Raw genomic sequence first — 24501 nt, 5'->3', positions numbered from 1 at the left:
AGCCGTATCGGGATGCGCGTAGGCCTTGGAGCGCGGCCCCACATTCATTCATCGAGCAAGGCCGAGGAATGCCTCATTGCCCGCTCGAGGTCAACGAGTTGCGCTGCCGTCATTCGGCCAACCCGCACTGACCGACGGCGCGATGCTCCCGTTCGCGCCGTAGGCTCACCGCGTGCACACCGTGACCCTGGCCAGCGCCGCGTCAACGGCGGCGCTGACGGTGGGGCTGGCAGCCTATGCAGCGTTGACCTTCGCCGGCATCGCGGTGGCGATCTACGACGCACGTCGGCACCGCCGGGCTCGGGCGTTCGCCGCCGCGGTGATGGTCGGGGTGCTGACCCTGGGCGGGTTGGTTATCGCGATCGTCAGCAGTGTCGCGTGAACCGTCACAACGCGGCGGGCGTGAGCACCGGATCGTTGGCGCTACCGGTGGCGATCTGGCCAGCAGTCGGCACCCGTCTCCCCTGTCGTATTCGACCCACTCGCTTTACCAGCAAGAATTGACTTCACCACGGTGAATACACTCCTCACTCTCGTCGCCACTCGACGAATGAGCCAAGCCGTACTCAGGACTCCTTGGAGTAGTCGACGCTGAGCCAACGCTCAGGTCGCATCCGGAACAAGAGCGACTCAGTGTCAGGATGGTCCCTGGCGAACGACTCCGTGAACGCCTTGCCCCCTTCCTCGCCGAGATAGCGAACGGCGATCGCGCCCATGGTGGCGTCGTCGGCTGTCTCGATCGAGGTCACCGACCCCTCGGCAGTGACGTAACGGTAGGGAAAGGTCTCATCCTGCGCGGTGATGGAGAAGCGCCCGGCAGCGGTGATGAGGCGAGCTTTCAACGACCCCACCAAGCTGGAGACCACAACCTCGCCGCCGGGCTCGTAGGCGTACCAGATCGGTACAGACAGCGGTGCGCGCCCAGGGCGTTCGACCGCAATTACGCCAACGTGCAAATCGGCCAGATAATTCTCGCGTTCTGCGCGGGTCATCTTCGACATAATCTTGACCAACCTCGTGTCGCCCCGCACGATTCCCGACCTCAGAGGATGGAGTCGAGGTGCACGTCGGCCCACCGCGACGCGTTCCAGGAAGCAGACAACCGGCCGGCGATCTTTGTCAGCTGACATGCCGTAAATCCGTACCGGCACGACGTCTTTCGCGGATTGTTGGTCGGCTGAGTTTCCGACATCGATCGAAATCCTTCATCCGTTCGCCCGGCGCTGCCCGGAAGCCCTGACGAAGCGGGTGACGGACGACGAGCACCAAAACACTGCCCCAGCAGGTCGTCGTCGAGTTCGATCAGGCGCTTTGTCACGCAGAGTTACCGGAAAATTACGCCTTTTGCGCTGCCGCCCAACGGTTTTCAGCGGCCTCCTGGTGGTGTAAGACGATCGGCGGTACGCGAAGTCCGAGATGGCACACTGAATCAGTGATCCGGGTGCGTGACCACACGCAGTTCTAGCTGGGGTATCCCAGCGAAGTCACTGGGATTGCACGTGTACAACGGCACACCGTGCGCGACGGCACTGGCCGCAATGAGCGCGTCGTAGGCTCGCGCGGCTGGTTTGCGGCCCGACGTACGCAGCGCGGCAGCGACGCCCCCAAACGCCCGCGCACTTTCGGCGTCGAACGGAAGGACTTCGAAATCCGCCTCCGCCTGCTGTAGGTGTTGCTGACGTGCGCTGCGTTCGACGTCGGCTTGGGCGACGTGCGGCCCCACGGACAGCTCAGCGAGAGTTATCGCACTTATTACCGACTCGTTTGGTAACTCGTCGGGATCCGCCAGCCGGCCAAGCAGAATCACTGTCGACGTGTCGAGCATGCCTCTGGACTGGTCAGCGGATCCCTTCACAGTGACGGATCCACCACGCCGTCCACGTCCGAACGCAACTTCTCCACGTCCACACGTGGCAGGTTCCGGCGCCGGCGAATCAGTTCAGTGGGACTCACGCTAGGCCGCGGCAACGGGCTCAGCTCGGCTACCGCCGCACCATCACGCGTCACTACGATCCGCTCACCACGCTCCACTCTGCGCAGCACTTCCCCACCGTGGTTGCGCAGGTCGCGAACTGTCACCACCTCAGTCATATGCGTAGAGTATCACCGGTGAGACACATCCGCTCGGCCGGATGCCGTATCGGCCGCAGACCCTCGCGAGCCCAGCACCGTCCTCCGGAGCGTCGCCGGGCAGGCCGCACACCTTAGGAATACGGCGGAATCGAATATGGCGGGTTACCAGTACTCCATGTTCATCGGCCGTGCAGGACTTTGTCCGCCTCCCCGCGAAACTCCGGCGGAATTGCGGCCTGATGCCAGTGAGGGTAGATGAGCGCCGGTGCGCTGACAGCATCGAGTTGGTTGAGTTCATCCTCGGCGAGTTCAATGTCGACCGCACGCAGTGTTTCCTCAAGCTGACCCACACGGCGGGCGCCGACGATCAAGCTGCTGACTGCGGGCTTCGTCAGCAAGTACGCCAGTGCAATCTGAGCCGGCGTCGCCCCTCGCCCTTGGGCCACCCGAATCAAGACCTCGACGGTGTCATACAACCGGTTCACATCCCGCACGGGAGGTTCAATCCAGCCGCTGAGGTGGCGGCCCTGCTCGGGATCCTGGTCGCGTCGGTACTTCCCGGTCAAGAGACCGCCGGCCAGCGGACTCCACACCAACGCGCCCAGCCCTTGATCTACGGACAGGGGCAGCAGTTCGTACTCGGCATCGCGACTTTCGAGTGAGTAGTAGATCTCATTGCTGACGAAGCGTTGATACCCGTGGGCGTCAGAAATCGAGAGCGCCTTCATGATCTGCCACGCTGCATAGTTCGAGACACCTAAGTAGCGCACCTTCCCGTCGCCAACAAGGGTGTCGAGGGCATGAAGCGTTTCCTCCAGCGGAACCTGTCCGTCCCATTCGTGCACGTGGTAGATGTCAATGTGATCAGTCCGTAACCGACGCAGACTGTCCTCGACCGCCCGAAGGATGTGATGGCGCGACAAGCCCGAGTCGTTCGGGCCATCCCCCACCGGAAATCGCACTTTGGTCGATAGCAGTACCGACTCTCGCCTACCCTTGAGCGTCTCCCCGATGAACTCCTCGGAACGGCCGTCTGCATAAAAGTTGGATGTGTCAACAAGATTCACACCAGCGTCGATACTTGCATCCACCTGGCGGCGAGCCTCGCTCAGGTCAATCGCACCCCAGCCATCGGGCTCGCTGTTCCCGAACGCCGCAGTCCCCAGCGCGAGTGCCGACACCCGTAATCCGGACCGTCCGAGCAGCCGATATTCCATGCCTCCTGCCTACCCGAGGCCGTCCAAGGGTCGCAAGGAAGACATCAGCACATATCCAACGCTGCTGCAATCGAACCTGCAGGGTTTCCAGTGCATTTCGCCGAATCACTGTGTGGTGCAACGATTTTCGCCTATCGCGCAAGACCGAGGAATGCCATCATCGCTCGTTCGACCTCGACGACTTGCTCCGCCGACAGTCGGCCAACCCGGACGTGGACATTCGATCTTCTCACGATCGTAAGCTTGTCGATCATCACGTCACTGTCGTGATCCAGTCCAGATAACCGGCCGTCTCCGCCGGGAATCCGGATGCGCATCAATGGTGCATCCAACAGCGTGCTGGACATCGGGGCGACCGTCACTGAACTCGTGGCGTCAAAGAGGTCATCCTGGACAATCACCGCAGGACGCGGCTGAGTTGCGTATACGCCTCCCGATACCGTCCAGATCTCCCCCGGTTCACTCCTCTTCCCACGGCGCCGAAATGGCCTCAATGAAATCCTGGTCATCGGAACTTTCGTCTGCTCGTGCGACCAGCGAAGCCTGACGATGCGCCTCGGCGGCGAAACTCGCGGTGCGCACGTCGGGCACCCAGACCTGCCGCGGTCGCAGGCCCCGCTCCCGCATCCGCCGTCGGTACTCTCCGACCCGGCCCCTCACCGCCGTGCCGTCATGTAACGGGCCCGGAAAATAGGCGTTCACGCACGTCACAGCGGCGTGCGCTAGTTTATAAACCGCATCCTGGTTCGTGTCAACGGGCGTTGGCTCGCCTGAGCGTGGCGGAGCCGGCGAAAGGTCTGCGGAACCCGCGGCCTTGCCGGTTATGCAGGGATGGTCGTTATGGAGAGGGCTATGGCAGATCGACCGGCGGAGCTCAGTTCGTTTCTACGAGCGAGGCGCGAAGCGGTGACGCCGCAGGACGTCGGCCTCGTACCCGGCGACGGTCGGCGGGTTCAAGGCCTTCGGCGAGAAGAGCTGGCTCTCCTCGCCGGATTGAGCACTGACTACTACCGACGACTTGAACAGGGTCGGGAGCACCGACCGTCGCTGCAAGTGCTTCGTGCGCTCGCACGCGCGCTGCGGCTCGATGCGCACGCGACCGCGTACCTCATCTCGCTCGTCCATCCCGTCCCCCTGGCGATGCCCGTTCACTCGACCACGGTCTCGGCGGGAATCCAGCTGCTCCTCGATTCCGGCTTGCGCGTACCGGCATTCGTCGTCGATCTCGGCCTCAACATCCTGACGATCAACGCGGCTGGTCGCGCGATGTACAGCGGCTTCGGCGCCACTGACAACCTTGCCCGCATGGTGTTCCTCGACCCTGCCGCCAGAGATTTCTACCCCGATTGGCACCATGTGGCCACTCAGGTCGTCGGCAACCTCCGTTCCGGCCTGACCCGATTCCCGAATGACGACCGCGTCGCCGAGGTGGTCGATGAGATCTCCTCCTGCAGTTCGGTGTTCGCCGAACTGTGGGCCACCCACGACGTCCGTCCGCGCACCAGTGAGGACAAACTGTTCCATCATCCGCAAGTCGGCGAGCTACACCTGCACTTCGTGGCGCTCGAGGTAGCCGATGCGCCCGACCAGCGGCTGTTTGTTTACTGTCCGCTCGAGAACGGGCCGTCTCCCGACGCCGTCGCCTTACTGGAATCTCTCACGACGGTGACCGCGTCGCCGTAGCCGCGCCCTGATGGCGGCACACGGAGTTCACTGCCGCCGTGTGCCGCCATGACCGATCAACCGGCAGCCGCGCTGAGCACGTCGATCTGTTCCGGTGTCAACTTCACTTCCGCGGCAGCCATATTCTCTTCCAGATGCGTGCGGCGCGAGGTGCCAGGGATGGGAAGCATCACCGGTGAGAGATGCAACAACCAGGCGATCGCCACCTGGCCCACAGTGCACTGGTGCGCCCTGGCGATGTCGGCGAGCGCTTGGTGGGCCGCGTCGAGCCCGCCCTGCGCGACCGGCGCCCATGGAATGAACGCGAGCCCGTCGCGTTCGCACACCTCCAACATGTCGTTGGCGCCCCGGTCGATGACGTTGAATCGGCTTTGGACACTGACGATATCGGCGATCTGTCGTGCCTCGTCGAGCTGCGCCACTGTGCATTGCGACATGCCGATCTCTCGGATCTTGCCTTCGTCCTGGAGCGCCTTGAGCTCACCGATCTGGTCTGCCAACGGCACTTTGGAATCCACCCGGTGCAGCTGCAAGAGATCGATCTGATCGACCCCCAGGCGCCGCATGCTCATCAGCACCTGCTGCCGCAGGTATTCGGGTCGTCCGACCGGTGGCCAGGCCGCCGGGCCGAGTCGCTTGGGCCCCGAAGGAGTGTCGATGACATCCGGTCCGTTTCGGGTCAAACCCGCCTTCGTCGCGATGATCACGTCATCGGGGTACGGATGCAGCGCCTCATACAGAATCTGTTCGGCGACATGCGGACCGTAGGAGTCGGCGGTGTCGATGAACTGCACGCCGAGGTCGACCGCCCGACGGGCCACGCCGATACATTCGTCCCGGTCTTGGGGCTCACCCCAGATCCCCCGGCCAGTGAATCTCATCGAACCGAAGCCCAAGCGCGACACTGTCTTTCCAGCAATACTGATCGTCTGCGGGTTCACATTCGCCATTGCGAATACCTCCATTTCATCTATTTCCATTGTGGTTGATGGCCCGTTGTGGCGCCGGGGCGGTGTCATATGGTCACGCCGCGGGCGGCCGCGTCGAATTCACAAAACATCCTGGTGAAGTATTCGGGCTGCTCCTCAGCCACCCAGTGACCGCAGTCCGGGACAAGCTGATCTGTCACCGAATCCGCGACCTCTTCACACATCGCCCGGAAGTTGCTGGCGAGTGGCCCGCAAGCACCGCCCGAAGCCAACACCGGGATGGTGAGCTTGCCGTGTTGTTGCAGCGCGGTGCGATTGTCGTCGGCGTCGCGGTCGAGTTCCCGGTAGATCTCACACAGTGCGCGCATGGCTCCTGGGGCTTCGAACGCGCGGGCGTAAACATCGAGGTCATCATTGGAGATCGCATCCGGCTGGTAGGTCAATTCGTCGAAGAATCGGTTGATGTACCAACGTTCACGTCCGTGCGTGAGGTACACAGCGATGTCCGGGTTGGCATGAAAGGAGAACTGCCACGCCGACTTCTGAGCCACGCGCCATTCATAGTAGGCAGTGCCCGGCAGCGGAGCTTCCATGAAGGTGGCGCTCACGACATCATCGCGGTATCGCAACGCGAAACTCAGAGCCAGCGCCGATCCGAGATCATGGCCGACAAGCGAGATGGGCTCCGCCACGCTCAGGGTCTCGCGCACAAGACGGTGAATGTCACCGGCCATGGTCCACTTGTCGTACCCGTCACGAGGTTTGTCAGACGCGCCGGCGCCGCGGTAGTCGGGCATGATCACCCGATAGCCGGCAGCGGCTAGCGGCATCATGACCTTGCGCCACTCATATCGCGTTTGGGGAGCTCCGTGGAGAAGCACGACGGTCTTAGTGGGTTCAGGTGGAGTGACAACCGTATAGCCGATACAAACCATCTTTTCAGAGTCGACCCAGGCACGACCGTGGTGGACATCGACATCGCGCGCTGTGGTCATGTTCCTTCACCTTTCTGTGTGCATGCCTGTCAGCGGCCGGCGTCGCCTCGACATTCCTGCGAAGGGGGGAGCAACCCGACCCCCCAGCACGTCCGAATCACCGCTAGGGCCACCTACCGACCTCATCCCGCGACTGAAAAACGCGGCATCTCAACGACCCATCCCTAGGGTGCGTCGCCGTTCTGGAATGTCCGCGAACACATATCGAAAACGAGGTCGCCTCAGGGCGATATCGGTCGGCGCGCGACCGCACTACGGCTGTTCGAAGAACGCGAGACGCTCATCGGGAGGGCATACGGCGAGATTCGTGCCGGCTCAACCGGCGCCCACCGCGCGCGACGGGTCCAAGAAGAGTTTCACCGCGAAGCCCGCGAGCACCGTGCCCATGACCCGCCGCAGCAGCGCCATCCATCGAGGCTTGGCCGCCAGAAACACCGACAACCTCGACGCGCTCCAGACTATGGCCGCGTTGACGGCCAGCGCGATGGCAATCTGCACCCCGCCCAATACGAGGCTCTGGATCGCCACCGAGCCGTGAGCCGGCTTCACGAACTGCGGCAGCAGGGACACATACAGCACTGCGATCTTGGGATTGAGGAGGTTGGTGACCAGCCCCATGGTGAACAGTTTGCGCCGCGACGCCGGTTTCAGATCCCTCGGGGAGAACGGAGAGGTTCCGCCCGGGCGGAACGCCTGCCAGGCTAGATAGAGGAGGTACACGCCACCCGCCACTTTCAACATCGTGTACGCCACCGGGACCACCGCGAAGACTGCCGCGAGTCCGGCCACGGCCGCCACCAGGTAGACCCCGAAGCCCACGGCGACCCCTGCCAACGAGATCAGTCCCGCGCCGCGCCCCTGGGTGATCGAGCGGGACGCCAGGTAGAACATGTTGGGTCCGGGAATGAGGACTATCCCGAACGCGACGGCCGCGATTCCTAGAACCGCCGACATCCCGACCATATGATCCATAGCTCGACCCGTTTCAGACGATCTGACTAGCGACGTGGAAGACTTCGATATCTGTTGTTCATCACGACCGTGACGCGTCCGGGTCGCCGTTGGGCAGCATCTCGCGTTCGAACGACTCGCGACCCGTAGCGTCGAAACGTGCAAGCAGTTCCTGCACTTCATCTTTCAGCAGCACGAGCTGTGACACGCCAACAAGTTCGCCGTCGATCCGGATCGGTGAAACTGTCACCAGAATGGTGGTTCTCCCGTACGGCCGGGCTACGTATTGCACCGGCTCGATCCGGCCGTCAACGAACAGTTTGAGCATGGCGTCGAACCGCGGGTTGGTGATCTTGCGGCGATGCCGTTCGTGCACGGAGTGGCCGAGATAGCTGGGGTCGCGGTCCAGGTGCTCGGACGCCCATTTGTTGTAGTACATCACCACGCCGTGCCGGTCGACGATCGTGACCCCGAGCCCGGCTTGTTCGAGCAGCCGGTCCGCCCACTCGCCCAGCGCGAAGTCCGCGGCGATCCTGTCATCGGAGATCGCGGTGCGATCAGCGTGCGTTGTCATTGAGTACCTTCCGGGTAGCCGTCGTGCCTGCCTTCCGGTATCCGGCATTAACCCAAGCGTGGACGCCCGCACCCGTGCGCACAATGAGTCTTTTTATGCGTCAGCCTTCGGTCATGACGAAGGCTGACGCGTTTGTGGTTGGTTTGATTACTGTGACTGTATGGCCTACGACCTCACCGATTTGGAACTCTTCCTGCAGGTCGTCGACCAGGGCAGCATCACCCGAGGAGCAGAGCACGCGCATCTGTCGTTGGCATCGGCCAGTGCGAGGATCGCAGCGATGGAGAAGGCTCTCGGGGCCAAATTGCTGGACCGCCATCGGCGGGGTGTGGTTCCATCTCCGACCGGGTGGTTGTTGGTGGCGCACGCCCGAGCGATCGTGGGCCAGCTTGCTCGTATGCGCAGCGAACTGGCTCGCTGCTCCGACGGACTGCAATCCATTTTGGTGGTCCTGGCGAACACGTCGGCCACCCAGACACTGGTGTCGACTGGGCTGGCCGACTTTTTGGCCACCCATTCCGACGTCGACATCGACATACAGGAGCGACCGAGCCATGAGATCGTCGCGGCTGTCACCGATGGACGCGCCGAGCTCGGAATCATCGCCGACACCGTGGACTCGGCTCAGTTGCAGTGCACGACACTGCGCCCAGACCGGCTGGTCGTAATAGTGCCAACCAGCCATCCGCTGGCGGATCGCGACCAAGTTGCGTTCAGCGCATGTCTGGATTACCCGTTCCTGGGATTCACCCAGGGAAATCCTTTGCAGGAACACCTGAATGGGCAAACCGAGCCCCTCGGCCTTCGCCCCCACTACCGGGCGCGTCTACCCACCACCGACGCGATCTGCGCCGCGGTGGCGGCCGGTGTCGGCATCGCGGTCGTTCCAGCTTTGGCCGCCGCCCAGTGGCCGTCAGGAGACCTACGCACCGTCGGCCTGACGAACGCGTGGGCGCACCGCAACCTGCTGTTGTGTTACCGCGATCGGCTGGAATTGTCCAGTCCTGCTGCAGAGTTCAGTGCACACCTGGCATCGGTCGCCTGAGCAACCACCCCATCTCCGCGTCATCTGCTGGCGGCATGAAGCTCGGTCGCCAGCGTCTGTTCGCGGGCCCACGACGCCAACCGGGCCAGATTGTCTGCGGCCGCTCCTCCGGCGGGTGCGGTATAGACATTCAACTGCAGGCCAGGTTCGGTGGGCAGATCCATGGACTCGAAGTTCAGGTCGAGCCGGCCCACCACCGGATGATTGACACGTTTGCTCCCGTATCCCTTCAGCCGCACGTCGTGAGATGCCCAGTGCTGCCGGAACAGCTCACTGGACGTTGACAATTCGCGCACCAGGGCGACCAGTTCCTCGTCGTGCGGATTACGGCCCGCTTCCAGACGCAGCATCCCGGCCGCATTTCGCGCCGCCTGCTCATAGTCGACGAAGAACGCCTCGGCCTCGCCGGGATCCAAGTACACGAACCATGCCGTGTTGGCGGGCCGTCGCGGGTCGGCCAGCACCGGTGAATACAGCGCGCGACCCAGCTGATTCATCGCGACCACGTCAAGACGCCCATTGCGAATCCACGCCGGCGCACCGGTCATGGCGTCGAGTACCTCCTGCAGCGCCGGACGCACCGTCGCGGGAGGTTCATGGCGCCGTTGGCCGTCGGGCGCCCCGGACCGCCGCGCGAGGTGGAACAGGTGATCGCGCTCCGCCTCGTCGAGCTGTAGGGCCGTGGCTAGTGCGTGAAGCACGCCTTCTGAGGTGCCGGCCAGCCTGCCGCGCTCAATGCGCACGTAATACTCGACCGAGACTCCAGCGAGTAGCGCTACCTCCTCTCGGCGGAGCCCCCCGACCCGACGTCTCCCGCCGTAGGCGGGTAGGCCGGCTGCCTCTGGCGAGATGCGGGCGCGACGCGACCTCAGAAACTCTCGGATCTCGGTGCGCAGGTCAAGCGTGTCGGCCATCCACCCACCGTAGGCCCGAACTGCACGCGAGGACAGGTACCCGTGCAGCCGCGACGGCTGAGCGTCGTCAACGATGGCCTCGCCCAGGCGGCCTACGCAGTCGTGGCGATCCCCCCGTCGACGGGGATGATGGTGCCCGTCAGGTACGCGCCGGCCCGGCCGGCGAGGAACACCGCGACACCCGCCATGTCGTCGTCGCGGCCGATCCGGCGCAGCGGGGCCGACGCGGCGATCGCCTCACCGAACTCGTCGAGGGTTGCCGCCATCATTGCCGACGGGAACGGTCCCGGCGCCACCGCATTCACCGTGATGTGCTGCGGGCCAAGTTCTTTGGCGAGCACTCTGGTGAGTTGATGTAGTGCGGCCTTGCTGCTGGAGTACGAGTAGTTGGGCCGCGCGGGGATGTGTATGGCGGCGATGCTGCCGATGTTGATGATCCGCGCGGGATCGTCGGCGGTTCCAGCGCTACGAAGTGCCGGCAGGAGCGCCTGCACCAGCCAGAACGGGGACTTCAGGTTGAGGTCGATGACCGTGTCCCAGGCTTCTGCCGGGAACGTCTCCAACGGCTCGTCCCACATTGCGCCCGCATTGTTGACGAGGAAGTCGAGACTCCCGGAGTCGGCCGTGACGAGGTGAGCGAGGCGCTCACACTCTTTGTGCCGGGACAGGTCGGCGGGGACCGCCCAGACCTCGCCGAATTCGGCCAGCTGTTCCTGCGCCTGAGCGCACGCTTCCGCGTTGCGTGAGCTGATGACCACGCGGGCACCCGCCTGCAGCAGCCCGCGCGCGATCATCATCCCGATGCCCCTGCTGCCACCGGTGACCAGGCCGCGTTTACCGCTCAGGTCGAAAAGTTCTGCATGCGTTGCGAATTTGCCGTTTGCCACGTGTCGTCTCTCTCCTTGATCGGCACCCGCTCGGCGATTTCAGCTGGGGCGAAGGAATCCGGGCGTTGCAAGCAGTGCAACCCAAGATCCGAGGCTTCGTCCTTCTGTTCAGCCGGTCACTTCTCCTAGCAAGTTAGGCGGCATTCCGTACGCCAGGGAGATCCCCGTAATAGGGGTACTGGCAGAGCCTCCCTTGTCCCGGTAGTCACGCTGCGGATCGATCGGGCCGCCCTCGCGACCGAGGTGCTAGCCGCGTACCGCGGCAACTCGCCGGTGTTCTCGGATGCCGTCACATCAAGCCGCCCTACCGGAGCCGGCGAGTGCGCCAGCGCGACAGATCCGCCTCGAGCACCGCAGGATCGCGTTCGGGAAACACCTCTCCGGTGATCTCCAGGTGCCGGATGCGGTGGAGCTGGAATCCGCGGATGCCTTCGCGCAGCCGACACCATCCCACGAACAGCCAAGCATCACCTCCGCGCAACAGACCCATCGCCTCCACGGCACGGGTGGTGTGAGTCTCGCCGTCCTCTGCGGTGTAGTCCAACCGTACGACCCGGCGCGCGGCGATCGCCTCGGGAATCAGTGCGATCGCCGCCTCGGACGGCGACCGGGCGTCGATGACGAACATCGACGCCAATGCCGCATCGACTGGGGCGAGCTGATCCTCGCGGCTGATCGCAAGGACCTTCGCCCGCGCCCGATGCGCCGCCGAACCATATGGTGAGGTCTCCAGCAGGCCAAGGCCCGCGAGCACCGCCAGCGACTCCGGCACCGTGAGATTCAGCGGCGGCAGGGAGTGTTCCCGCAGGATCGAATACCCGCCCGACGCCCCGTGGTCGGCATAGATCGGGACCCCCGCCAGCTGAAGCGACTGGATGTCACGCTCAATGGTGCGCTTCGACACCTCGAACTCCTCCGAGAGCCGAGCGGCTGACAACGGCCGCCGCGATCCCCTCAGCAGATCGACCAGCGCGTACAACCGCTCGGCTCTCCTCATGAATGTGAGTCTCCCCCGGTCTCAGGTGAGGTGCGTGCGCGTCCCGTTCACCGACCACACCTCGCGGATCAGCCCATCCTCGGCGAAGTCGAAGACATCGATCCCGCCCGCGGCAAGATCGCCGGCCTGCATGTTCCACAGCATCCGCCCGTGCGCGCCGTCTATGGCTCGCGCCACCTCGGTGAACACCACATCCGGATGCCGCTCGCGATACACGTCCAGGAACCGAGCGAAACTCTGGGCGCCCAGCACGTCGTCGCCCGGGTTGGACCCATCGGTCTCGGAGTTCAGGAAATGAATCCGGAAATCCTCACTGCAGATCCGGCGGGCAATCTCACTGTCGGTGTTCCACATCTCCAACCACACCGCGAGCGCCGCATCCGCAGCAGCCCAGTTTGTATCCACCATGTCCGCGTTCTTGTTCATGACATCAGCGTCTGGCACCGCTGCGACAACGGTATGTCGGTGTTTGTGTACCAATTCCGAGGCCCCTGATGCCACCAGCAATGAGGCCACGCTTGCCTCTAAGATCGAAAGCTCTGCCCCACGGAGATTCCCAGTGCGACAACGCCTCCGAGCGTCAGAGGGGCACCACCAAGTACGACACCGCCCGAAGCTGCTGGCCGCCTCCCCCACAAGCCATGCTGTGTCTGGATGATCGTTGGAACCACCGGCTCACACGGTTCGCCTTCCCGACATCAACGTTGCCCCCGGTGCAACCGCTCGACACCGCCAGCCGCGCCGTTGACACAGCCGTTCCGTCTTTGGTCAAGACCTCCAGCCGGCCGGAAAGTGATCGTGTCAGCCATGCCGTCAATGTAGGACCTTGGTAAGGCGTCCATAGAATCCGCGTTACTGCCGCCGATCACTCAGTCGCGTTCTTCGCGGACATCCGTGCCCTGCTCGGCGAATGCTTTAAAGTCCTGCATATGTTGCTGCGACTGCTTGCGAAAGGCCCCTGGCATCAGAAGCCCCACTAGTCGCATCAGCAGGCTGTCGAACCGGTATTCGCTCTCGCTCTCCCACAGCGTCGTCTCCGGATCGGCTTCGATCAGCCGATCTCGCACGACGCTCGACATGCCCGCGCCGACGACCTCTCGGTCGAAGTGAACGACGACTTCTCTGGGTATGTCGTTCAGATCTGCCGGATCCCGGCGCGTGATCGTCTCAGTGCACTCGATCTCCCGCTTCCCTGACCGCATCACAACCCGCGATTTGGTTCCGAGCTGCCCATGTATCCCGCTCACCGGCTCGTGCAGCACCATGCCTCGCAGCCACTCGGGTAAATGTGCCGGGTCGGCCAGCAACTGGGCCACCTTCCCCCGCGGCAGAGCGATCTCGATCGAATTCGTGTACTTCATATCGCACAGTCCTTTCTGGCGTGAGACAACAAGACCAGTTGTGAGCTTGCCGATCACGCGTCCAAATTCGCGAGCACTACGCGCCACGAAGCCATAGTCTCTGCCGGCGGATACGACACGATGAACACGGGAACGTGCGGTTACCGGGCGGTCATCGAGCACACTGGGACACGCGACCGAGCCATGGAAGGAATGATGCCGGGATGAGTCCCGTCGCCGAGTTCGACTTCATCATCGTGGGCGCCGGGAGTGCGGGCTGCCTGCTCGCCAATCGACTGAGCGCCAACCCTGATCACCGTGTGCTCTTGATCGAGGCCGGCGGCGAGGACAACTGGTTCTGGATCAAGGTGCCGGTGGGCTATCTGTACACAATTGCCAACCCCCGCACCGACTGGTGCTTCACGACCGAGGCCGATCCAGGTCTGGCCGGCCGCAGCATCCACTACGCGCGGGGCCGCGTGGTCGGCGGCTGCTCGTCGATCAACGCCATGATCCACATGCGCGGACAGTCAAGCGATTACGACCTGTGGGCACGGGCCATCGGTGACGATCGCTGGCTGTGGGGTGGCCCGGACGGTCCTGGCGAGACACTGGCGATCTACAAAGCGTTGGAAGACTACTTCGGTGGGCCCGACGATTGGCACGGCGCCGGCGGAGAGATCCGCGTCGAGCGGCCGCGGGTTCGCTGGAAGATCCTGGACGCCTGGCAGACCGCCGCTGCCCAAGTCGGCATCTCCCCGATCGACGAGTTCAACCGGGGCGACAACTCCGGCAGCGCCTACTTTCACGTCAACCAACGGCGTGGCCGCCGGTGGTCGATGGCCGATGCCTTCCTGCATCCTGTCGCGCACCGACCCAATCTCACCGTATACACCCGGACCCAGGCCTTACGGCTGCTGTTGGACAACCAGGTCCAGGAGGGTCAGCGTCGCGGGGCCTGGACGACGGCTGCGCACCGCGTCACCGGTGTGCGGTTGCTCAAGGATGGCCAGATCGTCGATGTCCAAGCCCGCAGGGAGGTGATCCTGAGCGCCGGCGCGATCGGGTCGCCGCATCTGATGCAGGCCTCGGGTCTGGGCCCGGCCGGACTGCTCGCCCAGCATCAGGTGCCGGTGGCCGTCGATCTGCCGGGCGTGGGTGAAAACCTCCAGGACCACCTGCAGCTGCGAACTGTCTACCGCATTCAGGGCGCCCGGACCGTCAACTCGCTGTACCGGAATTGGATCACCCGCGCAGGCATGGGCCTGCAGTACCTGCTGCTGCGCTCAGGACCCATGACCATGCCGCCCTCCACGCTGGGAGCTTTCGCCAAGAGCGACCCCGCGCTGGCCAGTCCCGATTTGGAGTGGCATGTGCAGCCCCTGTCTTTGCCCAAGTTCGGCGAACCGCTGCACCCTTTCGGAGCGATCACTCCCTCGGTCTGCAATCTGCGACCGAGCTCGCGCGGTCATGTGCGCATAGCCGGCGGGGATCCGTTGACCTACCCGAAGATCTCCTGCAATTACCTGTCCACCGATGCCGATCGTCAAGCTGCCGTGCGCGGCCTCCGGATGACCCGCCAGATCATGGCGGCGCCGTCGCTGGCCCGCTACCGCCCGGAAGAAATGCTTCCCGGCCCGCAAGTGGTGAGCGACGAGGACCTACAGCAGGCGGCCCGTGAACTCGGTACCACCATCTTTCATCCGGTCGGCACCTGCGCGATGGGAGCCTTTGACACACGGGGTCTTCCGCAGTCGGCCGCCACGGTGCTCGACACCGACTGTCGCGTGTACCGGGTCGCCGGGCTTCGCGTCTCCGATGCTTCGGCGATGCCGACCATCACTTCCGGGAACACCAACGCGCCGGTCATGCTGATCGCCGAGCGCGTGGCGCGGGCGATCCTGCGATAGCCGCAGGTGGCGACCGAACCCCGAAAGCTCAAGGCTCCGGATGTGCGCGTGGAACGGATCGGCCGTTGCTCACGCCCAGAATCAAGGCGACCGCGTCCTCCGAGTGGCCTGCTGGAGTCAGAACTTCCTGCAGGAGCAGGCCGCGAATCGCGGCAATGGCGACGGTAGCCATGCTCTGCGCTTGCTTGGGGTCGCGCCCTTCGCGTTCGGCGAGCGAGACCAGCATCGCGGTCAGGTCGTCGAGTGAGTCGATGAACTCAGGAAACTCCCCCGGGCTGTAGGCGGCGAGTCCTACGACGTGAAAGAAGCCGCGGACACGCGACAGCTGCCCCGGGCGGGTGTAGGTCCGCCAGATCGCCAGGGCGAGGTCGTCAAAGCTGCCCTGTAGGGCGGTCTCGAAAAGCGCCTCGTTGTCACGAGATCGCTGCTCGGTGAGCACGGCCGCCAAGACGCCCGAGAGTGACCCGAAGTGGTACCGCAGCAGGGCGTGGCTGGTCCCGGCCCGGGCGGCGACCTCACGCAGCGATACCTCCGGCGAGGGAATGCCCTCCTCGAAGGCGTCGCACAGCCGAGCGAGAAGACGGTCGCGTGCGTCGCCTCCGCGTTCCGCGCTTGACAACATCACTGCTGCAGTTTATCCATTGGATAACAATTATCCAATGGATAAGAACCGCCGAGGCACCGTGCTGTGCGGCCTGCCGAGTTGTGAAGGACCTTCGATGAACTCCATGTGGCAGGGCTGTCTCGCCGACACCGACTATTTCGAGATGCGTTCCCACGGTGGGCACGACTACGGCGTCTGGGTTACCACGCCACCGGGCTACCACCGCGCCACGACGCAGGCACCCGTCGTGTATGTGCTCGACGGAAACTGGGCTGTGGGCCTGACAGCCCCGCTCATCGTCACCCAGATGGACCCCATGCAACCGATCCAGCCCTACATCCAAGTCAGCGTTGGCTACGCGGGCGAGGCGGCACAGGACTGGGACCGACTGCGTAACAGAGACTTCGTGCCGCCCGGCGAGCCCATCGCCAAGGAGCTCATCGATGCCCTGGAGATGGGACTGGAAGCGGGCGCGAGGACACGCGAGGAAGCCGACGCCTACCTCGCCGAACTGCGCGACACCCACGCCGATGCATTCCTGAGCTTCCTTACCGCCGAACTGCACCCACGGATCGAACGCCAATATGGCACAGCCGCAAGCGGTCACGGCCTTTTCGGCTACTCCTACGGCGGACTTTTCAGCCTCTACGCCTGGCTCACCGGCTGCCCGCTCGCGACTATCGGAGCGGGCAGCCCCGGCGTCATCGCCGCCGACAGCCAGATATTCGCCCGGCTCGACGGGCTGGGTGACGCCCGGCGTGCCGGCAGGCTTCACCTGACCTTCAACGACCGAGAGCTTCTCGGAGACCTGGCCGTCTACCAGAGCCTCGCGATGAACGCGGCCACCGTTCTTCACCGCCTCACCTCACGCGGCGACGCGGTCACCAGCGAGATTCTGCACGAAACGCACGTCACCGGCCTACAGGCCTCGTTCCTCAGTTACCTCAGAACCTGCCGTTCCTAATCTGCGTCTACCGACGTGTCGATCCGGAATAAACTCCGGCCCCGGTGAACTTGGCTCAAGGGTCGCCCTTTTCCCGACTCAGGAGCAGCCATGACCCGTCCCGTCCGCGTCGCCGTACAAATCCAGCCCGGCGGCACGCCCGACTACCGTACGTGGCGCGACGCCGTTCTCGCCGCAGACGACCTCGGCGTCGACGTGATCCTCGGCTACGACCACTTCCACCGCCCGGCGGTGGAGGCCATCGTCGACGGCAAGCCGATCCTTTTAGATGAGCAGCCCGACGTCGCCAACTTCGAGGGCTGGACCGCCCTCGCGTCGTGGGGCGAGATCACCTCGCACGCCGAGATCGGGCTCCTGGTCACCGGCGTCGGTTACCGCAACGCCGACCTGCTCGCTGACATGGCGCGCACCGTCGACCACATCAGCGGCGGCCGACTGATCCTCGGCCTCGGCGCGGGCTGGTACGAAAAGGACTACACCACCTACGGTTACGACTTCGGCACCTTCGGCTCCCGCTTCGACCTGTTCGACGAGAGCCTGCTCCGCATCGAGAACCGGCTCGCTACACTGATTCCGCCGCCGGTGCGCAAGCTACCGATCCTCATCGGCGGCACAGGGCCCAAGCGCTCGCTTCCCGCCGTTGCCCGGCACGCCGACATCTGGCACGCGTTCACCGACCTCGACGCGTTCCGCAAGTCCAGTGATCTGGTCGACGAGCTCGCAGCTGGATTTGGCCGCAACGGGGCCGATATCGAACGCTCGACGCTCTGGGAGAACGCCGAGAGCGCCGATGCCTTCCGCGAGGCGGGCGTCACGTTGTTCCAGACCGAACTCACCGCCGACAACGGCTACGACCTCGCGTCTCTCAAGCAGGTGATCACCTGGCGGGACAACGGGTGAGGCATGAAGCCCGCCGCTGTTCCTTCGCAGCAAGGCAATACCGTGCGCAACGAGACTGGAGGTGCTGATGCGGGCTGCGCGCTTTCATCGATACGGAGACCCTGACGTGCTGATCGTCGAGGAGGATGCCGAACCTCACGCCGCGGCGAACTCAGTTCGCATCACGGTGCGGGCGGCAAGTGTGAACCCCATCGACTACCTACTGCGTGGCGGCGCCCTGCAGGAGGTGCTTCCACTGGAGCTCCCGGCGATACCCGGACGCGACGCCGCCGGAGTCATCGATGAAGTCGGCCCGGGTGTGTCGAACGCGAGAGTCGGCGACCTGGTGTTCGGCCTCGGAGGCGTCAGTGACACCACGGCGGAATTCGCGGTGCTGACGGCATGGAGCGCCGTGCCTCCCACGTGGTCCATAGAGCAGGCCGCCGCCGCGGGGCTTGCCTCCGCGACTGCGGCAGGCGCGATCGACGCGCTCGGTGATCTGACCGGTCGGACACTGTTGATCGAAGGTGCTGCAGGCGCCGTCGGAACCGCCGCAGCATCTTTCGCACTGGCCGCCGGGGCTCGGGTGATCGGCACGGCCCGACCCGCGAACCATCAGTACCTCACCGACCTCGGAGCCGTGGCGACGACCTACGGACCGAGGCTGACCGAACGCGTCAACGCGCTGGCGCCCGACGGCGTCGATGCCGCCTTCCATGCGGCGCCGTCCCCGTCGCTACCGGATCTGGTGGGCATCGTCGGCGACGCCTCTCGCGTGGTGACCGTCGTCGACGCCGAGGGAGCCGGGCGCCTGGGTGCCCGCACCGTGAACGCCGTCAATGATTCCGCGCTCCTCGAACGCGCAGCCGGCCTTGGTGGGCGCGGCCGGTACGCCCCTCGGGTCGACCGGGTCTTGCCCCTTGCCTCGATTCGGGAGGCACACGGATTGGCCGAGAGCGGCGCCGGCAAGATCGTCGTCACTCTGACCTGAGCGGGTGCGCAACCCTTCTCACAGTTCGGTCATCGGCGTGTCAGCGGCCCTGCGGACGGTCTGCGAAGCCAAATCCCCGTACCCCGAACGAAATCAGCGCCGGGGAAGGTGGCAATTCGCGGGCCGCGCCGGACCGCCGGAATGCGTCGACGGCAAGGGCCGCGAAGCGCCGGGCCGCGGCCTCTCGGTCAGAACGTGGCGTCGAGGCCACTCCGCGCCCGGCCAGCAGGACCAGCACGAGGTCGTCGATGACGAAGTCGTGCCGCAGCTGGCCGGCCGCCTTGGCGCGTTCGGCCAGCTGTGCAAGCATCCGCAGTAGCGACGCGCGGTGGGCGGCCAACGTGGCGATCTGCGGGTTGGTCGACATGAAGGCATCGACGAAGCCCTGGTTCCGGCTGTTGAGGACGCTGATCCGTTCGATCACCGAGCAGAACCCTCGCCACGGGTCAGGATCGGCGCAGCCGTTGTCCACGATGTCCTGACACGTTCGCATTTCGTCCGCGAATGCCGCGTCGATCAAGATCTGCTTCGTCGGGAACCGTCGATACAGGGTTGCGGGGCCGACTCCGGCACGGGTCGCGACCTCGCGCATGGTGATGTCCATTCCGCGCTCCGCGAACAGTTGTCGAGCGACCTTGAGTATCCGGCCGCGGTTGTCCTGCGCGTCGGAACGGAGCATGTGAGGCATTCGATCGGTCATGGTTCTCACTTCGCGGAAGTGGACGCGGGCGTCCGTTAACGTCGCAACGGTACCGCGAGCAACACGGGGCGAGACGGAGGCGATGGTGCGAGCAGTGGTGATCCGGGAATTCGGCGACCCGAGCGGCATGGCGGTGATCGAGGCACCGTCTCCCGTACCGGCAGCCGGGCAGGTCGTCATCAGGACCGCGGCGATCGGAGTCGGCGGCGTCGACGCCGTGATCCGCCGCGGGACGCTCGGCGGCTACGGGTTCGCCAAGGGACTGATCCCCGGCAGCGAGGTGGCGGGCGTCGTCACAGCGGTCGGTCCCGGCGGCGACCAGTCGTGGCTGGGCCGGCACGTGTGGGCGTTCACCGGTACCGGTGGCGGCTACGTCGAGCAGGCGGTTGCGAGCATCGACGACATCGTTGCGCTGCCGGTCGGCTTATCGCCGGAAGATGCGGTGACGCTGGGCAGTTCGGCGACCGTGGCGCACTTCGCCCTGGCCCATGCGCACTTCGCGCCTGGTGAGTCCGTGCTCGTGCGCGGCGCGGCGGGCAGCATCGGGATCGCGACGGTGGAACTCGCGGCGCGCGGAGGGGCGAGCGCGGTCGCGGTGACGACGTCATCGCCGGAGCGCGGCGCACGACTTCGCGACCTGGGAGCGACGCACGTGCTCGACCGCGCCGGAGACGGCGATCCTGCTGCACCGAAGTCCTTCGACGTGATCATCGACATCGTCGGTGGGACGGGCATGCCCACGTTCATCGATCGACTCGCGCCGAACGGGCGCCTGGTCCTCGCCGGCGTGGTGGGCGGGCTCCCCCCGGCAGACTTCGGCATGCGGCTCATCGGGCTGGCCTCGTTCCAGCAGTCCCGCTCGGTCGCCACGTTCAGCCTCGACACGGTCCCGGCCTCCGCCACCGCTGCGGTTCGGGCTGAGCAGTTCGCCGCGGCCGTGCGCGGCGAACTGCATGCCGTCGTGCATGAGGTCCTGCCCCTGGCACTGGCCGCCGAAGCGCACCGCCAGATGGACCTGGGCCGGGTATTCGGGCGCATCGTCCTCACGCCTTAGCTCCGACGAGTGAATGGCGTTGCGGGTCGTGTCGCGATGAATCTTGCCCGTCGGTGCAGTCTGATCTGCATGGGCAAACTCATCTATGGCTTCAACGTGTCGGTGGACGGCTACATCGCCGACGCGCAAGGCAGTATCGACTGGTCCGATCCGAGCGAAGAACTACATCAGTACTGGAACGACTTCGAGCGGCAGACCGCACTGTCGTTGTACGGGCGGCGGCTCTACCAACTGATGTCCGCCTACTGGCCGACCGCCGACACGGCCCCCGAGGCCACGCCGTTGATCGTGGACTTCGCCAGCATCTGGCGCGATATGCCCAAGGTCGTGTTCTCGCGGACGCTGGAGTCCGTCGACTGGAACTCCCGCCTGGAACGCGGCGACCCGGTCGAGGTGGTGACGAAGCTGAAAGCCGAGACCGACGGCACGCTCGAGGTGGCCGGCGCGACGCTGGCCGCACCGATCGTGCAGGCCGGGCTGGTGGATGAGTACCGACTCGTGGTCACGCCCACCGCCGTTGGCGGCGGCACACCGTTCTTTCCGACACTGCCGTCATGGATCTCGCTGCGACTGCTGGAGAACCGTACCTTCCCGGGCGGCACGGTCCTGCTGCGTTACGGGGCCAAACACGACTGAACGCGACACGGCCGACGGTCCGGGCATCCACTTCGTGCGGCTATACCTGAGCCATACCGCCGTCGATGCAGAGTTCTGCGCCTGTCATGAAGCTACTTTCGTCGGAGGCGAGAAACAGTGCGCCATTGGCGATCTCCTCGGGAAGTCCAAGGCGGCCCAACGGGACCAGGGTACTCATCTGGGTCCGGACAGCTGCCGGATCTTGACCGAAGTACTCGGCCTGTCCGTCGATGATGGGTGTGTCGATCGGTCCCGGGCTCAGCACGTTGACCCGAAGACCGCGATCACCGAACTCGGCCGCCCAGGTCCGCGCATAGGAGCGCACCGCAGCCTTGGCCGCGCTGTAGGTCCCCGACCCGGCAAGTCCCTTGACTGCCGTGACCGAGCCCAACAGCACGATGGAGCCGCCCGGTCGCAGCAGCGGCAGCGCCTTCTGCACGGTGAACAGCGTGCCGCGGGCGTTGAGGTCGAAGGTGCGGTCGAAGTGTTCCTCGGTCACGTCCCCGAAGTTCACCCGCTCAATGCTTCCGGCGTTCGCGACGATCACATCGAGATGCCCGCTGTCCTGACGGATGGCCTCGACCACATTGTCGAGATCACCCGACACCGTGGCGTCCGCGGTGACCGCGGTGACGTGTCCCGCAATGGATGCCTGCGCGTTATCGAGCGCCTCCTTCCGTCGCCCCGTGATGTAGACGTGGGCGCCTTCGCGCCCGAATCTCTGGGCGATCGCCAGACCGAGCCCCGCACTCCCACCGGTCACGAGGGCAACCTTGTTCGCCAGACGCATGCTTTCTCCTTGAGTTGATGTGACCGCGATCATTGCTGCGCGTTGCGCCAGGCGAGCATCTCGTTGAGGACGGAGAAGTCGTAGCCCTCATCGGTAGGGTGGATTTCGGTGGTGAACATCGTCGCACCGGCATCGCGGAAGGCGTTGGCGCTGATGGCATCTTCCCACCCCACCGACCGCTCGATGTCGGCGCCGGCGCGGCCTGCGGCGGCGGCGAGGTCGTCGAGGCGCGCGCTGGCTTCGTGGAACTTGTCGAGACCGATGTAGGTGTGCCAGATGTCGGCGTGTCGGGCTACCGCGGGCAGCGTGCGCTTGAAACCGGATCCGCCGATCAGGATGGGGATCTTGCGTACCGGGGCGGGCTTGAGGACCGCGAGACGCGCCGCAATGCGGTCCAATCCGGCGTCGAAGAGGTCGAAACGGGTCTTCAACGTGCCGAAGTCGTAACCGTATGTGGCGTAGTCCTTTTCGTACCAGCCGGCGCCGAGCCCGAGGATCAGTCGCCCGCCGCCGATGTGATCGACGGTGCGGGCCATGTCGGCCAGCAGGTCAGGATTGCGGTACGCGATACCGCTGACCAGAAGCCCGATCTCGGCGCGGCTGGTGATTTCACCCCACGTGGCCAGCGCCGTCCATCCCTCGAAGTTGTTCACATCGGGTTGGACCTCGTCGAGCACGGGCATCCCGCCGACGATCTCGGTGAACGTGGGTCTGTGGAAGTGGTCGTAGCCGAGGATCACGTCGGTGCCGAGGTCCTCGGCGTGCAAGACCGCGCTGCGCCAGGTCTGGTAGTCCGGTGCCCCGCCGGGCCACAGTTGCACGCCGATGCGTAGGGGTCGACTCATCTGGTGTCTCATCTCTTCTTGTTGGCGCCGTTGATGATTGGGGCGTTCCGGTCGCGTTCGGCGTCGATCGGCGCCGGTGTGGACCACGGTAGAACCAGCTAGATATAGACGCAAATAGTGGCAATGTATGCTCTGTATTGACAATGTCTATGTCACCTCGAAGGTGGATTCGAATGAACCTGCGCCAGTACGAGTACGCCCTGGCGGTCGCCGACGAGGGCTCCATGACTGCGGCGGCAGAACGTCTGCGGGTCACCCAGCCCTCGCTGTCGCAGCAGATCGGCGCCCTGGAGAAGCACCTCGGGGTCCAGCTGTTCACCCGCACCCCGAACGGGGTGACGGTGACCGTGGCCGGGCGGGCTTTTCTCGCCGAGGCGAAGATCGCGACGACCGCATCCCGGCGTGCCGTCGCGGCCGCCCGCGCCGCCGACGGGGAACTGGCAGGCGAACTCATCGTCGCCGTCCACATGGGCCTGGGAGCACGCCAACTACCCCAGGCATTGGGACAGCTGCGTAATCGCCACCCGAAGCTACAGGTGACCCTTCACGAGGAGCCCGATCCCGCCGATATGGAGCGACTGGTCCGTCAGGGAACCCTGGATATGGTTCTGGTGCACCGTATCCCGGTCGGGTGTACGTTCGACGTTCACCGGCTGGGCGAGGAAGCCTACGTCGCCGTCTTACCGAAGGGGCACCCGCTTCTCTCCGACGGAGCCGCCCTGCGGCTGCAAGACCTGGCGCCAGAGGGGTGGATCCGATTCCGGGGTGCCAGCCTGCTCGACGACTACCTCGCCCGCCTGCTCGCCGACGCGGGCCTCAGCCCGCACACGGTCGCCCGAGCGTCACAGATCTCCACTGCGGTGCGGCTGGTGGCGCAGGGCCTGGGCGTCACGGTGGTTCCGGCCTCGGCCATTCCCGAAGGCTTCGAAGAACTGGCCCGCCCGCTACTGCCCGCCCTGACCGAGCCTGTCCTGGTCGGTGTGCGACGCAATCCAGGTGCCGCGGAGGCTGCCATGCTCGACCATCTCAACCAGCAGAACTGGTGCGGCGCAGGCCTCCTCTGTCCCCCTGCAACGGTTTGAGCGTCCGGCCGTCGACCGAGTTCCCAGCTGTGCGCAGCTCCCAGCGCTGCATCCCGAGTGCATCGGCAAGGTTGCGCTGCAGCGCGACGCCGGACGGCAGCGTGCGCCAGAATATGGTCACCTCGGCGATCTTGCCGTCCGCGTCGAGCAGGACGTAGAGCATTCCGTCGACCGCGGCGTCTCCGATCTGGAGCCGGTAGAGCGCCGCGTGGTGGGTCTCGCCGCTGAGGACCTCCAGATAGGTGTCGTCGACCGCGAGTCTGTTGACCGTCCTTATGGTTTCCACGGCGGCTCCTCGGCCGGTGACTTGCTCGCCGAGTGGGCCGTACAGCACCACGTCCTCGGCGAGTAGACGGGTGAGCGTGTCTTTGTCTGCGCCGGCGTGAATGCAGTCCACGAAGGACTCCAAAGTGTCGCGGTGCGGGGCGAACGTGGTCATGG

The 24501-nt window shown here is 64.9% G+C and carries 31 protein-coding genes; 10 read left to right on the top strand and 21 right to left on the bottom strand.

Annotated elements, in window-relative coordinates; translation table 11 throughout:
- Nucleotides 1-172 precede the first annotated feature (172 nt).
- Complete coding sequence (locus tag ACWDTP_RS01195) at nucleotides 173-382, top strand: hypothetical protein (protein WP_450015723.1); 210 nt, start codon at nucleotides 173-175, stop codon at nucleotides 380-382.
- A gap of 184 nt (nucleotides 383-566) precedes the next feature.
- Here ACWDTP_RS01195 and ACWDTP_RS01190 read toward each other — a convergent pair whose 3' ends face one another.
- The 7 genes from ACWDTP_RS01190 to ACWDTP_RS01160 all read right to left on the bottom strand — a co-directional run bounded on the left by ACWDTP_RS01190 (nucleotide 567) and on the right by ACWDTP_RS01160 (nucleotide 3917).
- Entirely contained in the window at nucleotides 567-1001 is a 435-nt protein-coding gene (locus ACWDTP_RS01190) for a pyridoxamine 5'-phosphate oxidase (protein WP_450015721.1), read from the bottom strand.
- A gap of 41 nt (nucleotides 1002-1042) precedes the next feature.
- The gene (locus tag ACWDTP_RS01185) at nucleotides 1043-1318 is read right to left on the bottom strand and encodes a hypothetical protein (protein WP_450015719.1); all 276 of its coding nucleotides are present in this window, start codon (nucleotides 1316-1318) and stop codon (nucleotides 1043-1045) included.
- A gap of 111 nt (nucleotides 1319-1429) precedes the next feature.
- Nucleotides 1430-1825, bottom strand: coding sequence for a PIN domain-containing protein (locus ACWDTP_RS01180; RefSeq protein ID WP_450015717.1), 396 nt, complete (start codon nucleotides 1823-1825; stop codon nucleotides 1430-1432).
- Nucleotides 1826-1851: 26 nt separating this feature from the next.
- Entirely contained in the window at nucleotides 1852-2091 is a 240-nt protein-coding gene (locus ACWDTP_RS01175) for a type II toxin-antitoxin system Phd/YefM family antitoxin (RefSeq protein ID WP_450015715.1), read from the bottom strand.
- Nucleotides 2092-2252: 161 nt separating this feature from the next.
- On the bottom strand, nucleotides 2253-3290 hold the full coding sequence (locus ACWDTP_RS01170; protein ID WP_450015713.1) for an aldo/keto reductase: 1038 nt from the start codon (nucleotides 3288-3290) through the stop codon (nucleotides 2253-2255).
- A 131-nt stretch (nucleotides 3291-3421) separates the two neighbouring features.
- Entirely contained in the window at nucleotides 3422-3799 is a 378-nt protein-coding gene (locus ACWDTP_RS01165) for a type II toxin-antitoxin system PemK/MazF family toxin (protein WP_450015711.1), read from the bottom strand.
- The gene (locus ACWDTP_RS01160; protein WP_450015709.1) at nucleotides 3750-3917 is read right to left on the bottom strand and encodes an antitoxin MazE-like protein; all 168 of its coding nucleotides are present in this window, start codon (nucleotides 3915-3917) and stop codon (nucleotides 3750-3752) included. The genes ACWDTP_RS01165 and ACWDTP_RS01160 overlap by 50 nt, the downstream gene beginning before the upstream one ends.
- A gap of 204 nt (nucleotides 3918-4121) precedes the next feature.
- On the opposite strand from ACWDTP_RS01160, the gene ACWDTP_RS01155 reads away from it, so the two are divergent.
- The gene (locus tag ACWDTP_RS01155; protein ID WP_450015707.1) at nucleotides 4122-4973 is read left to right on the top strand and encodes a helix-turn-helix domain-containing protein; all 852 of its coding nucleotides are present in this window, start codon (nucleotides 4122-4124) and stop codon (nucleotides 4971-4973) included.
- Nucleotides 4974-5029: 56 nt separating this feature from the next.
- Here ACWDTP_RS01155 and ACWDTP_RS01150 read toward each other — a convergent pair whose 3' ends face one another.
- From ACWDTP_RS01150 to ACWDTP_RS01135, 4 genes are all read right to left on the bottom strand, one after another.
- Nucleotides 5030-5938, bottom strand: coding sequence for an aldo/keto reductase (locus ACWDTP_RS01150; protein WP_450015853.1), 909 nt, complete (start codon nucleotides 5936-5938; stop codon nucleotides 5030-5032).
- A gap of 50 nt (nucleotides 5939-5988) precedes the next feature.
- Nucleotides 5989-6897 carry an alpha/beta fold hydrolase gene (locus tag ACWDTP_RS01145; protein ID WP_450015705.1) on the bottom strand — a complete coding sequence of 303 codons (909 nt, stop codon included), beginning with the start codon at nucleotides 6895-6897 and terminating at the stop codon, nucleotides 5989-5991.
- A 315-nt stretch (nucleotides 6898-7212) separates the two neighbouring features.
- On the bottom strand, nucleotides 7213-7860 hold the full coding sequence (locus ACWDTP_RS01140; protein WP_450015851.1) for a LysE family translocator: 648 nt from the start codon (nucleotides 7858-7860) through the stop codon (nucleotides 7213-7215).
- Between the two features lie 70 nt (nucleotides 7861-7930).
- Nucleotides 7931-8422 (bottom strand): PAS domain-containing protein, encoded by a 492-nt coding sequence (locus tag ACWDTP_RS01135; RefSeq protein ID WP_450015703.1) that lies wholly within the window; start codon nucleotides 8420-8422, stop codon nucleotides 7931-7933.
- Between the two features lie 160 nt (nucleotides 8423-8582).
- Here ACWDTP_RS01135 and ACWDTP_RS01130 point away from each other — a divergent pair, with 160 nt between their 5' ends.
- Nucleotides 8583-9467, top strand: coding sequence for a LysR family transcriptional regulator (locus ACWDTP_RS01130; RefSeq protein WP_450015701.1), 885 nt, complete (start codon nucleotides 8583-8585; stop codon nucleotides 9465-9467).
- A gap of 20 nt (nucleotides 9468-9487) precedes the next feature.
- Here ACWDTP_RS01130 and ACWDTP_RS01125 read toward each other — a convergent pair whose 3' ends face one another.
- The 5 genes from ACWDTP_RS01125 to ACWDTP_RS01105 form a co-directional block, all read right to left on the bottom strand.
- Nucleotides 9488-10381, bottom strand: coding sequence for a helix-turn-helix transcriptional regulator (locus ACWDTP_RS01125; protein ID WP_450015699.1), 894 nt, complete (start codon nucleotides 10379-10381; stop codon nucleotides 9488-9490).
- A 92-nt stretch (nucleotides 10382-10473) separates the two neighbouring features.
- The gene (locus ACWDTP_RS01120) at nucleotides 10474-11268 is read right to left on the bottom strand and encodes an SDR family oxidoreductase (protein ID WP_450015697.1); all 795 of its coding nucleotides are present in this window, start codon (nucleotides 11266-11268) and stop codon (nucleotides 10474-10476) included.
- 304 nt (nucleotides 11269-11572) lie between these two features.
- Nucleotides 11573-12265: a helix-turn-helix transcriptional regulator gene (locus ACWDTP_RS01115; RefSeq protein ID WP_450015695.1), complete on the bottom strand. Its 693-nt coding sequence runs from the start codon at nucleotides 12263-12265 to the stop codon at nucleotides 11573-11575.
- A 21-nt stretch (nucleotides 12266-12286) separates the two neighbouring features.
- The gene (locus ACWDTP_RS01110; RefSeq protein WP_450015693.1) at nucleotides 12287-12691 is read right to left on the bottom strand and encodes a nuclear transport factor 2 family protein; all 405 of its coding nucleotides are present in this window, start codon (nucleotides 12689-12691) and stop codon (nucleotides 12287-12289) included.
- Between the two features lie 443 nt (nucleotides 12692-13134).
- Nucleotides 13135-13626: an SRPBCC family protein gene (locus ACWDTP_RS01105; RefSeq protein ID WP_450015849.1), complete on the bottom strand. Its 492-nt coding sequence runs from the start codon at nucleotides 13624-13626 to the stop codon at nucleotides 13135-13137.
- Nucleotides 13627-13829: 203 nt separating this feature from the next.
- Between ACWDTP_RS01105 and ACWDTP_RS01100 the strand changes: the two genes are divergently transcribed.
- A complete protein-coding gene (locus ACWDTP_RS01100) occupies nucleotides 13830-15515 on the top strand; it encodes a GMC family oxidoreductase (protein ID WP_450015691.1) in 1686 nt (561 codons plus the stop codon).
- A gap of 28 nt (nucleotides 15516-15543) precedes the next feature.
- Here ACWDTP_RS01100 and ACWDTP_RS01095 read toward each other — a convergent pair whose 3' ends face one another.
- Nucleotides 15544-16137, bottom strand: a complete 594-nt coding sequence (locus ACWDTP_RS01095; RefSeq protein WP_450015689.1) for a TetR/AcrR family transcriptional regulator — start codon at nucleotides 16135-16137, stop codon at nucleotides 15544-15546.
- 97 nt (nucleotides 16138-16234) lie between these two features.
- Here ACWDTP_RS01095 and ACWDTP_RS01090 point away from each other — a divergent pair, with 97 nt between their 5' ends.
- The 3 genes from ACWDTP_RS01090 to ACWDTP_RS01080 all read left to right on the top strand — a co-directional run bounded on the left by ACWDTP_RS01090 (nucleotide 16235) and on the right by ACWDTP_RS01080 (nucleotide 18953).
- Complete coding sequence (locus ACWDTP_RS01090) at nucleotides 16235-17083, top strand: alpha/beta hydrolase (RefSeq protein ID WP_450015687.1); 849 nt, start codon at nucleotides 16235-16237, stop codon at nucleotides 17081-17083.
- A gap of 90 nt (nucleotides 17084-17173) precedes the next feature.
- On the top strand, nucleotides 17174-17983 hold the full coding sequence (locus tag ACWDTP_RS01085) for an LLM class F420-dependent oxidoreductase (protein WP_450015685.1): 810 nt from the start codon (nucleotides 17174-17176) through the stop codon (nucleotides 17981-17983).
- A gap of 67 nt (nucleotides 17984-18050) precedes the next feature.
- Nucleotides 18051-18953, top strand: a complete 903-nt coding sequence (locus ACWDTP_RS01080) for an NADP-dependent oxidoreductase (protein ID WP_450015683.1) — start codon at nucleotides 18051-18053, stop codon at nucleotides 18951-18953.
- Between the two features lie 40 nt (nucleotides 18954-18993).
- On the opposite strand, the gene ACWDTP_RS01075 is transcribed toward ACWDTP_RS01080, so the two are convergent.
- The gene (locus ACWDTP_RS01075) at nucleotides 18994-19632 is read right to left on the bottom strand and encodes a TetR/AcrR family transcriptional regulator (RefSeq protein WP_450015681.1); all 639 of its coding nucleotides are present in this window, start codon (nucleotides 19630-19632) and stop codon (nucleotides 18994-18996) included.
- Between the two features lie 103 nt (nucleotides 19633-19735).
- Here ACWDTP_RS01075 and ACWDTP_RS01070 point away from each other — a divergent pair, with 103 nt between their 5' ends.
- The gene (locus ACWDTP_RS01070) at nucleotides 19736-20707 is read left to right on the top strand and encodes a zinc-binding dehydrogenase (protein ID WP_450015679.1); all 972 of its coding nucleotides are present in this window, start codon (nucleotides 19736-19738) and stop codon (nucleotides 20705-20707) included.
- 69 nt (nucleotides 20708-20776) lie between these two features.
- Nucleotides 20777-21343 carry a dihydrofolate reductase family protein gene (locus ACWDTP_RS01065; protein ID WP_450015677.1) on the top strand — a complete coding sequence of 189 codons (567 nt, stop codon included), beginning with the start codon at nucleotides 20777-20779 and terminating at the stop codon, nucleotides 21341-21343.
- Nucleotides 21344-21383: 40 nt separating this feature from the next.
- Here the strand turns inward: ACWDTP_RS01065 and ACWDTP_RS01060 are convergent, their stop codons facing one another.
- Nucleotides 21384-22133, bottom strand: coding sequence for an SDR family NAD(P)-dependent oxidoreductase (locus ACWDTP_RS01060; RefSeq protein WP_450015675.1), 750 nt, complete (start codon nucleotides 22131-22133; stop codon nucleotides 21384-21386).
- Nucleotides 22134-22162: 29 nt separating this feature from the next.
- Nucleotides 22163-22978, bottom strand: coding sequence for an LLM class F420-dependent oxidoreductase (locus ACWDTP_RS01055; RefSeq protein ID WP_450015674.1), 816 nt, complete (start codon nucleotides 22976-22978; stop codon nucleotides 22163-22165).
- A 173-nt stretch (nucleotides 22979-23151) separates the two neighbouring features.
- Between ACWDTP_RS01055 and ACWDTP_RS01050 the strand changes: the two genes are divergently transcribed.
- A complete protein-coding gene (locus tag ACWDTP_RS01050; protein ID WP_450015672.1) occupies nucleotides 23152-24060 on the top strand; it encodes a LysR family transcriptional regulator in 909 nt (302 codons plus the stop codon).
- Here the strand turns inward: ACWDTP_RS01050 and ACWDTP_RS01045 are convergent.
- A complete protein-coding gene (locus ACWDTP_RS01045) occupies nucleotides 24005-24499 on the bottom strand; it encodes a hypothetical protein (protein ID WP_450015670.1) in 495 nt (164 codons plus the stop codon). The two genes, ACWDTP_RS01050 and ACWDTP_RS01045, sit on opposite strands and share 56 nt — an antisense overlap.
- Nucleotides 24500-24501 lie beyond the last annotated feature (2 nt).

It is taken from the genome of Mycobacterium sp. NPDC003449, from assembly GCF_053588415.1.
The sequence above is the reverse complement of the archived record's forward strand: the minus strand, read 5'-3'. Positions and strand labels throughout refer to the sequence as shown.